A 14,967-nucleotide genomic window follows, 5' to 3' on the forward strand; every position below is an offset into this window, starting at 1 on the left:
CGCTCAGTCCGCCGTCGCCAGTCGAGCACGCCAGTGCCGGAGTCTCGAGCATGGCGTCAGCCGTGCGCGACTTCGCGCGCGAGCGAGCGGATAAAGTCCTTGTCCTTGAGCAGTTCGGATTTCAGCGCCTGCGTCGCCGGCTGATCGATGGACCGACGCAGTGCCTGATTGATCTGCGTCTGATACGGCAGTGCGCCGCGCTTGGCAGCCGCCTGCTTGTAGTGCTCGACGACATCGCGGTCCAGTGCGATGGTGACGCGCACTTTGGCTTGGTCCGCGGTCTGCCCCTTGAGTGCCGGCAGCACGCCGCGACGCTTTACTTTCAGGGCCTTGAGGTCATATTCCTTGCGCATAAATCTTCGCCTCCCGGCGGGTGGCTCTGCGAGCAGAGATCAGACGGAGGATCGGTCCCCGCAGGGTATGGCTGACGATCAGCAGACGCCCTTGGTCGGGTGTCCGATCAACAGATCCTCGTCCTCGCTGTGCTCAGGGTCGTAAAACGCGACCTGCTCCGGATCGTGGAAGCAGGTCAGCGCCTCGACGAAAGAGACGCCGTACTTGGAGAGGTTGGCCTGCGCCTTCTCGTCGTTCCATTCAAACTGCATGGAATATGTATATCGTGCACAGGAATTCCGGGAAAGGCCAGCCTCAGTCGCCGGGGTTACAGTGTCATGGGTTACAGTGGGTTACGGGGCTACAGTGACATGATGCTCTAAGCCACTGCTGTCCGGTTAAATCGTGAATAGATTCAGTTGGTTGCACGGAACACCCTCGGGAGCAATGGACTCGCCGGTCGGAAAGGCTTGCTGCAAGGGCATCTTCTCGAAAAGGGTGATCGACAAAATCTGTAGCAAAGTGTAGAGCGAGGCATCCAGTTGCAGCTTTTTCTTGATGATGGCGACGAGCACATAGACCGACACGGCGATCCAGTCTCGCGACTCGTTGGCATCCGCGAGGGTCGATCAGGCCACCGGTTCGCGAAAGCCCCTGTGGTACGGCTTCGCCGCGTGGGCCAGCAGGCAGGCCTCGATGTCGCGCAGACTCTCCCGGTAAGTGAGTTGCGCCAAGGCCATGGCCCTGAATTGCTCGGCGCAGGCCAGCGACCGCAAGCCCTTGTCGCCACCGTGGAGCGCCACGCTCCGATGGAAGGCCTTCCACGGCAGAAAGTCCATGATCCGGGCGAACAGCGTCTTGCCAGTATTCATGGCAGTCTCCGGACAAAAGCCCGGAATTCTGCGGGAAACCCCATTTCCGAATTCAAATCGGAGACACCCATCGTCGCCTGCGATCCCGCGTCAATCATGGCTTTCAGTGATTCACCCTTCAATTAACCGGACAGCAGTGGAGGAAGTCTTATGTCAAGATTCGGTGAGACTCAGGAATTGAGCGGCTTGGGAAGGATGACGGCATGGGTCCTGGCCGGGCTGCTGTCGCTTCCGGCATCTGTGCCTGCTGCCGAAAGCGCAAAGGCCGCCGCGAAGGTGGATGGCGAATTCATCGTCGCCAACACCGCCGAGACGCGCGAATGGCCGAGCGCCGGGCTCGATTATGCGGAGACACGCTTCAGCAGGCTGAAGCAGATTAACGATAAAACCGTCAAGGACCTCGGCCTGGTCTGGTCCTATGATCTGGGATCCACGCGTGGAATCGAGGCGACGCCGCTGGTCGTCGACGGGGTCATGTACGTCACCGCCTCGTGGAGCGTGGTGCATGCCGTCGACGCGCGCACGGGCAAGAAGCTGTGGACCTACGATCCCGAGGTGCCGCGTGCTACCGGGACCAAGGCCTGCTGCGACGTCGTCAATCGCGGGGTGGCGCTGTACAAGGGCAAGGTTTACGTGGGCAGCCTGGACGGCCGGCTGATTGCCATCGACGCCGCGACCGGCAAGAAGGTCTGGGAGCGCGATACCTTGCTGAGACCAGACCTGGCGGCGACCATTACCGGAGCGCCGCGGGTGGTCAAGGGCAAGGTCATCATCGGCAACGGCGGGGCCGAGCTTGGGTTGCGGGGCTATATCACGGCCTATGATGCTGAAACCGGCGAGCAGGCCTGGCGCTGGTTCACGGTTCCGGGCGATCCGTCCAAACCGTTCGAGAACGAGGCCATGGAAATGGCTGCCAGGACCTGGGATCCCAGCGGAAAGTATTGGGAGGCCGGCGGTGGTGGCACGGTCTGGAACAGTATGGTCTACGACCCGGAACTCAATCTGCTCTACATCGGTGTCGGCAACGGTTCACCCTGGTCGCACAAGGCCCGCAGCCCCAAGGGCGGGGATAATCTGTTTCTGTCCTCGATCGTGGCGCTCAACCCGGACAGCGGTGAGTACGTATGGCACTACCAGGAAACCCCTGGAGACAATTGGGACTACACGGCGACACAGGACATCATCCTGGCGGATCTGGCGCTTGACGGGAAAGAAACCCGCAAAGTGCTGCTGCACGCGCCCAAGAACGGTTTTTTCTTCGTCATCGACCGCACCAATGGTCAGTTCATTTCGGCGAAGAACTTCGTCGACGTGAACTGGGCCACCGGCTATGACGAAAAAGGGCGCCCGATCGAAGTGCCGGAGAAACGTTCAACGGAAGAGCCCTTCGAGATACTGCCGGGGCCCTTTGGTGGGCATAACTGGCACTCGATGTCCTTCAACCCGTTGCTGAATCTCGCCTACATCCCCGCCCAGACCGTGCCATTGGTTCTGCAGCACGACAAGAACTGGAAGTTTGGTTCCAATGTTCCTGGCCAGCCGATGAGTGGTATCGGCTGGAATACCGCAATGCTGCTCAATCCGCGGCCTCCGGAAGCCGAGTCGTTCGGCCGGCTGATCGCCTGGGATCCCATCCATCAGAAGGAAGTCTGGCGTCACGAGCACGTCGCCCCATGGAATGGCGGTACGCTCACCTCCGCCGGCAATCTGGTATTCCAGGGCACGGCCGACGGCCGCCTGATGGCCTTCGACGCCAAGACCGGCAAGGCGCTCTGGGATACCGCAACCGGCACCGGGGCCGTCGCCGCGCCGATGACCTATCAGCTCGACGGCAAGCAATACGTGTCGATCGCCGTGGGCTGGGGCGGCGTGTTCGGTCAATCGGTGCGGGCAACCGAGCTGCGGACGCCGGGTACGGTGTACACGTTTGCGCTCGGCGGCAAGGCGAAGAAGCCGGCATTCGTGGATTACCAGCGCAACACCCTCCTTTCCGGTGTCAAATACCAGGCGGAAGACGTGCAGCCGGGCGCAGCTCTCTACGTCAGCCACTGCGTGTTCTGTCACGGTGTCCCCGGTGTGGACAAGGGTGGCGACATTCCCAACCTGGGTTACTCCGCAACGGCGGTCATCGAGAATCTCGACAAGTTCGTCTTCGAGGGACCGATGATGCCGCTGGGCATGCCGGACTTCACCGGCAAGCTCGCGCCGGAGGAGGTCGAGAAGATCAAGGCTTTCATTCAGGGTACTGCGGACGCGATCCGGCCGAAGTCCTAGTGGAGCGAGGCGCGGCCGGGCGATGGCGCACGGCCGTACTGCGGTCGGATTCGAGGAGATTAGAATGAAAACAGGAAGCCCCGTGAGGGTCTTGCGAAATTTCCGCTGAAATTGGTTTGAGTGCTTGCACCAGCGGCGCGCTGGTTATTTGTTGACCAGCCCGGAAGCCTCCGACCGGAATCCGGATGCCGGTGTGGTCAAGAAGTGTTCATTGCCTGGTTTTGCGGGCACGGTGAATCCGGCGCCAGTGCGCACGAAAGGTATGGACGGGGTTACGGTGACGGTATACGAAACGCACGAATTGGTTCGAACCGAATAGGGGAAACAGTAAACCGTCACCGTAACCCGCGTAACCCGTAACCCGTACCCCCCCAAGACCCTCTATAGAATGGTTTCGTCTGCACACAACACCGCAAAACCATCATTGCAGGCGATCCCATAGAATCGACCCTCGTTTCAAGGAGACAAACCCCATGAGCATCACCGCTCTCGAAATGAACCTGCTGCGCCGCCAAAACCTCGGCGACGGCCTGCGCCGCTCGGCCCTCGCGGCGCCGAACAAGCCCGCAATCATCTACTACACCACCGACGGCAAGAGCCGCAGCGTCACCTACGCCGAGCTCAACAGCATGGCCAACGCCGTGGCGCACAACCTCACGAAACGCGGCATCGCCAAGGGCGACAAGGTAGCCGCGCTTTCGCGCAACAGCATCGAATTCCTCGTGCTCGGCCATGCACTGCACAAGATCGGCGCCTGGCTGGTGCCGATCAACTTCATGCTGCAGCCGCCCGACGTGCAGCACCTGATCGGCTTCTCCGAAACCAAATGGTTCTTCGTCGAAGATGCCTTGCTGGGCAATGTGTCCCCCGTGCTCGACAAGCTCACTGGCGTGCAGCAGTTCGTGCAATTCGGCCCGAGTCCAAGCCGCCCGGCGGGCTGGATGGCCTTCGACGAATTGCTGCCAGGCCCCACGCACGAGCCCGAAGTGCTCATCGAAAGCGACGACGTGGCCACGCTGCTGTTCACGAGCGGCACCGAGTCCGCCCCCAAGGGCGTGCTCTCCAGCCATGCCAACTACTATGCCGCGCATATGGGCTGGTCGATGAACATCGGCTACTCCAAGGACGACTGCTTTCTGGTCAGCATTCCGTTGATCCACATGGCTGCGTACCTTTTTTGCACGCTGTGCCTGACCCACCAAATCACCATCGTGATGACGCAGTCGCCCCAGCCCGTGCAAATGATCGAGCTGATCGAGCGCCACCGCATCACGGCCACTGCGCTGCCGCCCACGCTGTATGTGGCATTGATCGCGTGTCCCAATTTCAAGACCTGCGACCTCAGCAGCGCCAGCAAGTTTGTGAGCTGGGCCTCGACCATCCCCAAAGCCATGATCGATGGCTGGAAGCAGGTGGCGCCGAATCTCCGCTTTTATTCGGGCCAGGGCATGAGCGAAACCACTGCCGCGCCCCAGACGGTGGGTAGCATCGCCAGCTGGGACGAAATGCCCAACGGCGACGGCCGCTGGGTGGGCTGGCCCGCAGCCTACTGTGTGGAACTGCGCCTGGTCGATGACGAGGACAAGGACGTGCCCATAGGCACGGCAGGCGAGCAGATCGTGCGCGGCCCGGCCGTAATGAAGGGCTATTACAAGAACGAAGAAACCAACCAGCGCGTGTTCCGCGGCGGCTGGTTCCATACCGGCGACGTCATGTTCCGCGACGCCGCAGGCAACCACTTCTTTGCCGACCGCAAGAAGGACATGATCAAGAGCGGCGGCGAGAACGTCTATTGCCAGGAGGTCGAAAGCGTGCTCGGCACACACCCCGCCGTGATGCAGTGCGCCGTGTTCGGCCTGCCCGACGAACGCTGGGGCGAGGCCGTCGCCGCGGCCGTGATTGCGCGCGCCGACAGCACTGCCAGCGAAGCCGAGCTGATCGAATACTGCCGTGAACGCCTGGCCGGCTTCAAGACGCCCAAACGCATCTTCTTTCGCACTTCGATGCCCATCAGCGCCGCGAACAAGCTGCTCAAACGCGAGCTCAAGGCCGAATACGCATGTGAGCTGAAAGCCTGACCAGGCAACCACCACGAAAATTAAGGAGACAAACCATGGCAAACGCCTCCTGATTAGCGTGAATCACGCGCGGCGTGATGCCGAGCTACCCGCTACCCGCCTGCGGGAGAGCAACCGTGTTCCGCGTCAAGCAGTCGAGGCTGCAGTACGGTGCGGATTCCAAAGCTGCCGGGTACGCAGGATGGCATTGAGTCGGTAGGGTGGGCAAAGGCCGTAGGCCGTGCCCACGCGGACGTTCACGCCCGGCCACCGCGTGGGCACGCTGCGCTTTGCCCACCCGGCCGACAGGCGCGGGGTTCGCGCAGATCGTGACGGCGCCGAAATCGACGCTGCGGGGATCGAATGCCAGCTCGCACAAGGTGTCGCTGGCGGTGGCGGTCACCGCGACCGACAGGGTTTCGCCGTGGATACCCAGAGCGGTCAGTTCGGTGGCAACGGTCCTGGTTTCGGTGGCGGTGAAGCTAATCTCGAAATCCAGCGACTCGCCCGGCGCCAGTGGGGTGGCTTCGTCCAGCGCCGGGCTCAGCGTCAGTGCCGGCGCGTTTTCGATGGAAACCGACTGCAGCGCGCAGCCCGGCTTTTCGGCACCGTTGCTCAGGCTCAGCGTCAGCGTCGCGGTGCTGTCGAGCTTCACGCTGCCGAAGTCCAGCGATGCCGGGATTTCCAGCCGGTCGATGAGACCGTTGCCATTGCTGTCGATGGTCTCGATCGATCCGCTGGCATCGTCGCTGGCGAGCGTGACCGCCGGGTCGATCACCGGCAGCAACACGTTGGTGACCCGGCTGCCGGCGCCGCCCTGGGCCGTCGCCTCGACGCTCAGCAGCAGGTCGCCGGCGACCTCCGGCCGAACGGTGCCGACGAGGTCGCCGCCGTCCTGCGTCAGATTCAGCGTGGCCTGATGAGCGCCGGCATCGGTGAGCGTCAGCGTGCCGCGATCCAGCGGCAGCGCCGCGCCGTTGCGCGTCATCGAGAAACGGATCGCGGAGTCCGCGCCGAGCACGCCGATCTGCGGCGTCGCGTAGAGATAGGCCGCGTCGGCGAGACCGACCGGGAAGGCCGACAGGACCGCCCGGCTCTCGCCCGAAGTTCCGGTGACCTTGACGCGCAGCGTCGCCACGCCGCTCTGCGCGGCGCTGATCGTTCCCTGGATCACGCCGAGGCCGCCGAGCCCGAGGTCGCCGATGCTGACGACGAGGCGCATGGTTCCCTCCATGGGTTGCTCGGGACTATTCGGGGCCGGACGGACAGGCGAAATACGGCGCTTCCAATGCGTCGACCTGCCAGGTGGAATCGGAAAAGACGGCGCCGCGGTGGGTCCGCTCGCGCCGCAGGACCACCACCCAGGCGCCGCGCTCTTCGGGAACCACGCCTTCGAGCCGCAAGGAGGTCTGCGCGTCGGCCTGCAGGTCTCGCTGCCGCACGCCGTCCCAGACGTCGATCGAATAAAAGGCGTCGCGGCCGAGGTTGTTGCCGAGGTCGATGAAGGTCCGCAGCCAGCCCAATGGCCGCGCGTCCTCGTGATCGAGACGGTTGGCGAACAGGATTAAGCAGGCACCCAGGTCGATCAGCCGGGCATCGCGAAGCGTGCCGCGGGTATCGGCTCCCGGCGGGAAGCGCTCGGCCGGAATGAAGGTATTGGCGCCGCTGCCGCGTTGGTAGACGGCATCGGTGACCCTCTCGGCCCGAGGCGGCTCGGCGCCCGGTTCGATGAACACGAAGGGCTCTGGCGGTGCCCACTCCTGCGCACGCACAGGCCAGGGCGCCGGGCGTGACGGCAATAGAAGGTTTCGCGGTTGGCGGCCGGGTCCGAATACAGCGCCTGCACGCCCGGCAGTGCCGTCAGGTCGACACGGCGCGAGGGCGTCGCCATCGCCGTCGCCATGGCCTGTCCGGCGAGTACGCAAAGCAGCGCCCCCAACGCGATCCTCGCCCGCAAACGGAACATCCTGTTCCCCCCGCATGCCGATTCCCCAAGCGCCGCCGATGGTCTCCGATTCCGTTCGAGTGTCCCGCGGTGCGCCACCGGACACGAGCTTAGCGGCAAAGTCGCCGATTGGACATCACCTGAACAGGTGATGTTTTTACCTGCGGGCGATACCGGCCCTCGATGAGACGGGCTGCGGTTCTGCCGGTGCGGTGCTTGCGTGCGGGGCTTCGAGGCGATAGCCTGCCCCAGCGCCGATTTGTTCCCGCTTGCGGGCGCTTTACAAATACCAGCTAACAGCCAGCCGCGAGCGCCACCCTGCACAATGAATCGCCTGCGGCATGGCCGTAGCCCTCACCCACCGCTCGCAGTCGCGAGCGGTCCCCCTCTCCCGCAAGCGGGCGAGGGTCGGTCGGCATCACGCCGCGCGTGATTCACGCTAAAAGGGGCCTGGCGTTCGAGTGACCGTAAGCCCGTTTGGCGAAAGCTGGCGGGCTTTTGTGTTTTCGGAGATTGCGTTGAACGATTCCTTTGACCCGGCCTGGAGCGTCGATACCCTCGGCATTCGCGCGGCCGAACTGCGTAGCCAATGGGGCGAGCATTCGCCGGGCATTTTCGCCACCTCCAGCTTCTGCTTCGACAGCGCCGAGCAGGCGCAGGCGACGTTTGCCGAGCAGCGCGGCGGCTACATCTATTCGCGCTTCACCAATCCCACCGTGGCGGCCTTCGAGCAGCGGCTGGCGGCGATGGAAGGCGGCGACGCCTGCGTCGCCACCGCCAGCGGCATGGCGGCGATCCTGTCGCTGAGCCTGACGCTGCTCAAGCAGGGCGACCACGTCATCGCCTCGCGCACCTTGTTCGGTTCCACGATTTCGCTGTTCAACAACTACGTCGCCAAATTCGGCGTGCGTTTCAGTTATGTCGATCCCTGCGATCTCGACGCCTGGCGCGAGCAGATGGGGCCGGACACGAAGATGCTGTTCGTGGAAACGCCGACCAATCCGCTGGGGGAGATCGTGGACCTGCGCGGCCTGGCCGATATCGCGCATCGGGGCGAGGCGCTGCTGGTGGTCGACAACTGCTTTCTCACCCCGGCCCTGCAACGGCCGCTGTCGCTGGGCGCCGATCTGGTGATGCACTCGGCCACCAAGTATCTGGACGGACAGGGCCGCTGCGTCGGCGGTGCCATCGTCGGCGATGCGCAGCGCGTCGGCAAGCAGTTGTTCGGTTTCATGCGCACCTGCGGGCCGTGCATGAGCCCGTTCAATGCCTGGGTGTTTCTCAAGGGCCTGGAAACCCTGAATCTGCGCATGCGCGCCCACGGCGATGGCGCGCAGCGCATCGCAGAATGGCTGGCACAGCATCCGGCGGTGGCGCAGGTGCACTACGCCGGGCTGGCCAGCCACCCGCAGCATGAACTGGCCAAGGCGCAGCAATCCGGCTTCGGCGGCATCGTTTCTTTCGAGTTGCACGGCGGCCAGGCGGCGGCGTTCCGCATGATCAACGCCACCCGTCTGCTCTCGATCACCGCCAATCTCGGTGACACGCGCAGCACCGTCACGCATCCGGCGACCACCACGCATCTGCGCATCGGGCCGGAGCTGCGCGAGCGAGCCGGCATTCGCGATGGCCTGGTACGGCTGTCGATCGGCCTGGAAGGCGTCGACGATTTGATCGCCGACCTGGAGCAGGCACTGGTGTGAGCGACGCCGGGTTGCAGGCGGTCTACGATGCGCTGGTCGAATGCGATCCGGTCGAGAAGTGCCGCAAGCTCGGAGGGGTCGAAATCGGCGAGGGCATCGCCCGGGTACCGCGCGCGCAGCCGGTCGAAGCGATCCCCGGCCGGCCGCCACGGCCGCTGTTGTGCCACCCGCGCGAGATGCCGAAACGCAGTCTCGGCGGGCCGGCCGGTCGCGCGGCGCTGCTGCACGCGGTGGCGCATATCGAGTTCAACGCCATCAACCTGGCGCTGGACGCGATCTGGCGTTTCGAGGCGATGCCCGCGGACTATTACCACGACTGGCTCAGCGTGGCCCGTGACGAGGCGCGCCATTTCGGCCTGTGCCGGCAGCGCCTGCGCGAAATGGGCCTGGACTACGGCGAGCTGCCGGCGCACGACGGCCTGTGGGAAGCCGCGCAGAAGACCGCGCACGACGTACTGGCGCGCATGGCCTGCGTGCCGCGTGTGCTGGAAGCGCGCGGCCTGGACGTGACGCCCGGCATGATCGAGCGCCTGCGCCAGGCCGGGGACGAACGCAGCGTCGCCGTGCTGGAGGTGATTCTGCACGAGGAAGTGCGCCATGTGGCCATCGGCACGCGCTGGTTCCGTGAACTGTGCGCGCAGCGCCAACTGCCGCCGGACCCGACCTTTCGCGACTTGCTGGCGCGACATCAGATGCAGGTCCGGCCGCCGTTCAACTGGCCGGCGCGCGAGGCGGCGGGGTTTGTGCGCTGCGAGCTTCCTGGCCTTTGATCAAGGCGCTGCCGCCTGGTCCCCCATGGGGGAATGCGTGAAGACCAGCGGTTGCTTGACCTCGAGCGACTGTATCGTCACGTCGACATCGGCGATGCTGATGCCTAGCAGATCGAGCAGCGCAAATACCAGTGAATCAATTGCCGTGAGCAATGGAGTGAGCAGGTCCACGAGAAAGTTTGTCAGCACGTTAAGGAGATCGGTAATGTGCAAAATATCGAGCAATTTCAACACGAGCCACAGGACGCCCCCCAGCAGGCTCGGATCTTCGAAAACCAGGCCCCCATCGGCAAGAACCGCATTGACCGAATCGATCAGGTCCGACACGAGCGGGGACAGCGCACTGTCGGCTGAGGCTTCGGTGGCAGCCGGATAAGGGCCTTCTACCGTATCGGCGATGCCCTCGTTACCGATCACGCTTACGATGACGGGATCCGCCAAACCGAGCTTGAGTATCGGTAAGCCCAGGAGCGACAGCGAAATCAGCTTGGTTGGTGCCTCCAGTGAGTCGACGCCCTCCGGCGCGGCGCCGCCAGGCAGATAGGCGCCGATACCGGCGCGCAGGGTCGCCGTCTTGCTGAGCACATCAACAGCCGGTTCGGGATGGTGGAGATCCTGGCACTGCACGGCTTCGGCGACCGACTCGGCCTGAGCCGCCTCCACCACCACGGCCAGGCTGATGGCCCCAGCGCCGTCGGCGCCCAGCAACGCCGCCGGATTCAGTATCGAAAGCAGGTTGGCATTGACCACAATGGCCACCTGCGAGGTTCGTGCGCGCACGCGTGGGGCACCATCGGAGAAGTAGCCTGGTGCGCCGGCGGCGATCTGCGACGGTTCGATGATGTTGATGGAGACCTGCAAGTCCGCGAGGCTGCCGACGATGGCTGAAAGCGGGCCCAGAAGAGGCTTCAAGGCTTCGGCGCTGAGGTCGACGGCCACCGGGATGCCTTCGGCGCCGCCTTCGGCGAGCCCGCGCAGCAGCTCGAGCACGTTGATCGGTAGCGCGCCGACCACGCCTTCCAAACCATTTTCAACGATGACGACGTTTCCGGGCGAGACCGTGATCGACGGGTCCACAACGTCGGCGAGGTTTTCGACGATGCCGCGTGTGACCAGAAGGTCGACAGCGCCGACCGTGACGTCGAGCGTGGTGGCGATCGCATTGAGCAACAGCGGTAATTCAATGTCGGTGGTCAGCAGGGAGTTGATGCCGCGCGGATCGTTCTCGCTGGTCGCCAGACCGAGTTCGACGGCGATCGAGCCGAGTGTGACGCTTGCATCCGCCAGCGCGTGATAGGAGGCTACATCGAGCTGAATGTCGGTTCGCAGCAAGGTGCCCAGCAGGGCATTGAGCAGGATCGATTGTGTAGTGTCCAGCGAAAGCAGGGTTGAACCGACGCTCATCGCGACTTGCGGTATCTGTCGGGCAGAGGCGTAGACGACGAGTTCGTTCGCAGAGCTTCCTTCAGTCGGGAACGGAAAGAAGCGTCTCGGGAACGGGCGGTGGAGTTCGACGTAGACCGCGTCGGCTTCGTCGATATCGGTCAGCGTGAATGTGCGGCTGCCGGCGCTGGACGTTTCTTTACCTACCTCGAAAAAGGAGCCGCCTTCCTCCAGAGTCGTCCAGGACGCACCGTTGGTTTCCAGAGACAGCTTGATATTGTCCTCGACATCCTTCTTCGTTGCCATTTCTGTGCCATCGCAACGTGCGATGGCGCGCGAAGCGTCCAGCGCCGCCATGTCCGCCTGCTTCTGCAGCACGCGCTTGGCGAAGTAGAGATTGCCGATGTCCAGTGCCAGGAATACCGCCGATAGCATGGCAATGAGGCCGATACCTGCGATGACGGCCACTGCGCCGCGTTGGCGGTGGCGTCCATGCAGGGAATATCCGTATTCCATAAGGCTGTTCCTGATCCATCCAGATATTCGGATTGTGGGATCGATCATCCCTGCTGCGCGCATGCGGAGGGACGAACGGCTGCGGCGATGCGACCGGAGGCTATTTCGCGGCCGGTCCGCCGACGAGGCGGCGTTCCCAATCCGCACCGGTGAGGCGCAGGTATTCGCAGCGCCGCGGGCGCCAGTCCGCCAGCACGATGCGCTCGCGGCCGCCGGCCAGGGCGTGCTCGGCGGGGCGGTGCGTGTGGCCGTGGATCATGCGGGTGCAGCCATGCCGTTCGAGTTCGCGTTCGATCGCGGCGGTGCTGACGTCGGTGATCTGCTCGGGCTTGCCGCGCTGCGCATCGGCGCTGCGATGGCGCAGGCCGCCGGCAATCCGTTCGCGCAGGCGTCGCGGCAGGGCGACGAAGCCCGCCTGCGCGACGCGGTTGCGGGCGAAACGGCGCCAGCGCTGGTAGGCGACGTCGTCTTCGCAGTAACGGTCGCCATGCGACAGCAGCGTGGCGACGCCGCCGAAATGCAGGTGGCGCGGCTCGCCCAGCAACGCCACGCCGGTGGCGGCGGCGAAACGTTCGCCGACCAGGAAATCGCGGTTGCCGTGCATGAAGCCGATGCGCGTGCCGCTGCGGGTGCAGTCGAGCAGGGCCGCGCATTCGGCGGCGTAGACTTCCAGGCCCACGTCGTCGCCGATCCAGTATTCGAACAGGTCGCCGAGGATATAGACGGACTGCGCGTCGGCGGCCGGTCCTCGCAGAAACGCGATGAAACGCTCGCGCAAGGACGACGGCCCTGGCGGCAGATGCAGGTCCGCCAGAAGCAGGACCGCACCCGCGGCGGGAGGGGGCATCGCGGGCCTGGTGCTACTGGCCGGCATCCGAGCCGTCCACCGGCACGATGCTCTGGATGCTCACGGTCGTTTGCGGGACATCGCGCGGGAACGGGCCCTTGGAACCGGTCGGTGCGGTGGCGATGCGGTCGACCACGTCCATGCCTTCGATGACTTTTCCGAACACGGCATAGCCCCAGCCGCCGGGCGATTGTTCAGCGTCCAGCGAGGCATTGTCACGATGGTTGATGAAGAATTGGCAGCGCGCGCTATGCGGGCTCGGGGTGCGCGCCATCGACAGGGTGCTGCGGCTGTTTGAAACGCCGTTGCGGGATTCGTTTTCGACCGGTTCGCGTGCCGGGCGTTCCTTGAAGCTCTCGTCATAACCGCCGCCCTGGATCATGAAGCCTTCGATCACGCGGTGAAACACGGTGCCTTCGTAGTGCCCGCTTTCCACGTACTGCAGGAAATTGGCGACGGTCTTCGGCGATTGCTCGGAATACAGCTCGATCAGCAGGTCGCCCTCGCTGGTCTGCATGCGGACGCGGGGCAGGGCTTCGGTCTTGTTCATGAGATTTCTGGTGTTGTCGTGGAGTTGTGCTTGAAGGGAGCCGGACGCTTTTCAGGCGACCTTGCAGAATTCGCTGGCGGCGGACACAGCGGCCAGGGCGTCTTCGATGACTTCGATGCCTGCGCCGGACCGACAGGCGCGCTCGGACAGTACGCGCCGCCACTGTCGGCCGCCGGGCTGTCCGTGAAACAGCCCGAGGATGTGGCGCGTGATCGTGGGCAGATTATTGCCCGCCGCGAGACGCTGTTCGACATAAGGGAACAGCGCGTGGACGATCTGGTGGCGGTCCCGGGTACTGGCCTGCGCGCCGAACAGGCGCTCGTCGACCTCGGACAGCAGCCAGGGGCGATGATAGGCGGCGCGTCCGAGCATCACGCCGTCGACATGGCGCAGATGTTCCTCGCAATCATCCACGGTTTCGATGCCGCCGTTGATGACGATGCGAAGCTGCGGGTAGTCCTGCTTGAGCCGGTACACCACGTCGTAATTCAGCGGCGGGACTTCCCGGTTTTCCTTGGGGGACAGTCCTTTCAACCAAGCCTTGCGCGCATGCACGATGAAGGTCTCGCAGCCGGCGGCCGCCACGTGATCGACGAAGGCGCGAAGAAAGACCTCATCTTCGCAATCGTCCACGCCGATGCGGCACTTGACGGTGACGGGCAGGGCGGTGGCGCCGCGCATCGCGGCCACGCTGGCCGCGACATGCGCCGGCTCGCGCATCAGGCAGGCGCCGAAGCGGCCTTCCTGCACGCGGTCGGACGGACAGCCGCAATTGAGGTTGACCTCGGCGTAGCCCCAGCGTTCGGCCAGCTCCGCACTATGGGCCAGCTCGCCGGGGTCGCTGCCGCCGAGTTGCAGCGCCAGCGGATGCTCGGCCGCATCGTAATCCAGGTGTCGCGCGACGTCGCCGTGCAAGAGCGCGCCGGTGGTCACCATCTCGGTGTAGAGCAGGGCACGGCGTGTGAGCTGCCGGTGGAAATACCGACAGTCCCGCGTCGTCCAGTCCATCATCGGCGCGATGGAAAACCTGTGGTGCGTGTCATTCAATGGCTGTCCTGTGCCCGCGAGTTTGCGCCGCAAGCGTACCCGCTGCAGGCCGTCGAGGTCGGTTTCTTGAACCCGCAAGTTTGCGGAGAAATGGCTTGCCTTCGCAAGATTCAGGCGGTCGGCCATCGCCGTCTGCGACTTACGGAATGCGCGGCAGGGTCCAGGGACACTGGATCGACCAGCATTGGTATCCCGCAACCGTGAAGTGATTCCGGGTGACATCGGAACCTTCGTTCTGATTGCCTGGCCTGGGTGCGGATCGGCAATGGCGTCCCGCCACCAGACCGAAAAGTTCGACAGCCTGACGCCATAGCCCTCAGCCGTGGCATTGGCCACCGGCGCGAAGCGCAGCCACTCGAACTGCATGGCCGCGCTCCACAGGGCATACAGCACCAGCGCTCGGTAGCGGGCGGCATGGCCTTCTCGCTTCAGTCGCCGAACAGGGTCTCCTCGGCTTCGTCGAAGGCATCGGCCACGGGCTGGCATCTGGCGTTGCAGTTTCGACGTTGTTGAACTGCCGGCAGGACCACCGGCATGATTAGTTTGCCAGTGAAATATTGTCTGATAAGATGATGATCATCGGCCTTACAGTGGCCGCTGCATCGCCAGGAACCATGCTGCGCGTGCCGGCGAAGATCGCCGCCGCCGTCGTCGTCCGTTGACGGCAATG

General features: G+C 64.1%; 13 protein-coding genes and 1 pseudogene. 4 read left to right on the forward strand and 10 right to left on the reverse strand.

Going from position 1 to position 14,967, the window contains the following annotated elements; translation table 11 throughout:
* Positions 1-56: 56 nt before the first annotated feature.
* The 3 genes and pseudogenes from RM530_RS11825 to RM530_RS11835 all read right to left on the reverse strand — a co-directional run bounded on the left by RM530_RS11825 (position 57) and on the right by RM530_RS11835 (position 1,205).
* Positions 57-353 carry a BrnA antitoxin family protein gene (locus RM530_RS11825; RefSeq protein WP_311365437.1) on the reverse strand — a complete coding sequence of 99 codons (297 nt, stop codon included), beginning with the start codon at positions 351-353 and terminating at the stop codon, positions 57-59.
* A 78-nt stretch (positions 354-431) separates the two neighbouring features.
* Positions 432-605, reverse strand: coding sequence for a BrnT family toxin (locus tag RM530_RS11830; protein WP_311365438.1), 174 nt, complete (start codon positions 603-605; stop codon positions 432-434).
* 126 nt (positions 606-731) lie between these two features.
* Positions 732-1,205: pseudogene (locus RM530_RS11835) on the reverse strand (DUF4372 domain-containing protein).
* A 195-nt stretch (positions 1,206-1,400) separates the two neighbouring features.
* Here RM530_RS11835 and RM530_RS11840 point away from each other — a divergent pair.
* Positions 1,401-3,479, forward strand: coding sequence for a PQQ-dependent dehydrogenase, methanol/ethanol family (locus tag RM530_RS11840; protein ID WP_311365439.1), 2,079 nt, complete (start codon positions 1,401-1,403; stop codon positions 3,477-3,479).
* 473 nt (positions 3,480-3,952) lie between these two features.
* Entirely contained in the window at positions 3,953-5,557 is a 1,605-nt protein-coding gene (locus RM530_RS11845) for an AMP-binding protein (RefSeq protein ID WP_311365440.1), read from the forward strand.
* 85 nt (positions 5,558-5,642) lie between these two features.
* Here RM530_RS11845 and RM530_RS11850 read toward each other — a convergent pair whose 3' ends face one another.
* Together RM530_RS11850 and RM530_RS11855 are read right to left on the reverse strand one after the other, a co-directional pair.
* Positions 5,643-6,758, reverse strand: coding sequence for a hypothetical protein (locus tag RM530_RS11850; RefSeq protein WP_311365441.1), 1,116 nt, complete (start codon positions 6,756-6,758; stop codon positions 5,643-5,645).
* A gap of 25 nt (positions 6,759-6,783) precedes the next feature.
* Complete coding sequence (locus tag RM530_RS11855) at positions 6,784-7,272, reverse strand: hypothetical protein (protein ID WP_311365442.1); 489 nt, start codon at positions 7,270-7,272, stop codon at positions 6,784-6,786.
* Positions 7,273-7,999: 727 nt separating this feature from the next.
* On the opposite strand from RM530_RS11855, the gene RM530_RS11860 reads away from it, so the two are divergent.
* Both RM530_RS11860 and RM530_RS11865 read left to right on the forward strand, forming a co-directional pair.
* The gene (locus tag RM530_RS11860) at positions 8,000-9,184 is read left to right on the forward strand and encodes an O-succinylhomoserine sulfhydrylase (RefSeq protein ID WP_311365443.1); all 1,185 of its coding nucleotides are present in this window, start codon (positions 8,000-8,002) and stop codon (positions 9,182-9,184) included.
* Positions 9,181-9,954, forward strand: coding sequence for a ferritin-like domain-containing protein (locus RM530_RS11865; protein WP_311365444.1), 774 nt, complete (start codon positions 9,181-9,183; stop codon positions 9,952-9,954). The genes RM530_RS11860 and RM530_RS11865 overlap by 4 nt, the downstream gene beginning before the upstream one ends.
* On the opposite strand, the gene RM530_RS11870 is transcribed toward RM530_RS11865, so the two are convergent.
* From RM530_RS11870 to RM530_RS11890, 5 genes are all read right to left on the reverse strand, one after another.
* Positions 9,955-11,853: a Tad domain-containing protein gene (locus RM530_RS11870; protein WP_311365445.1), complete on the reverse strand. Its 1,899-nt coding sequence runs from the start codon at positions 11,851-11,853 to the stop codon at positions 9,955-9,957. It abuts the gene before it with no gap.
* Between the two features lie 100 nt (positions 11,854-11,953).
* Positions 11,954-12,700, reverse strand: a complete 747-nt coding sequence (locus tag RM530_RS11875; protein WP_311365446.1) for a UDP-2,3-diacylglucosamine diphosphatase — start codon at positions 12,698-12,700, stop codon at positions 11,954-11,956.
* A 13-nt stretch (positions 12,701-12,713) separates the two neighbouring features.
* Positions 12,714-13,250 (reverse strand): peptidylprolyl isomerase, encoded by a 537-nt coding sequence (locus tag RM530_RS11880; protein ID WP_311365447.1) that lies wholly within the window; start codon positions 13,248-13,250, stop codon positions 12,714-12,716.
* Positions 13,251-13,301: 51 nt separating this feature from the next.
* The gene (gene dusA / locus RM530_RS11885; protein ID WP_311365448.1) at positions 13,302-14,297 is read right to left on the reverse strand and encodes a tRNA dihydrouridine(20/20a) synthase DusA; all 996 of its coding nucleotides are present in this window, start codon (positions 14,295-14,297) and stop codon (positions 13,302-13,304) included.
* A gap of 428 nt (positions 14,298-14,725) precedes the next feature.
* Positions 14,726-14,965 carry a hypothetical protein gene (locus RM530_RS11890; RefSeq protein ID WP_311365449.1) on the reverse strand — a complete coding sequence of 80 codons (240 nt, stop codon included), beginning with the start codon at positions 14,963-14,965 and terminating at the stop codon, positions 14,726-14,728.
* Between the last annotated feature and the right edge of the window lie 2 nt (positions 14,966-14,967).

Origin of the sequence: Banduia mediterranea (assembly GCF_031846245.1) — a bacterium.
Classification (GTDB): domain Bacteria; phylum Pseudomonadota; class Gammaproteobacteria; order Nevskiales; family Nevskiaceae; genus Banduia; species Banduia mediterranea.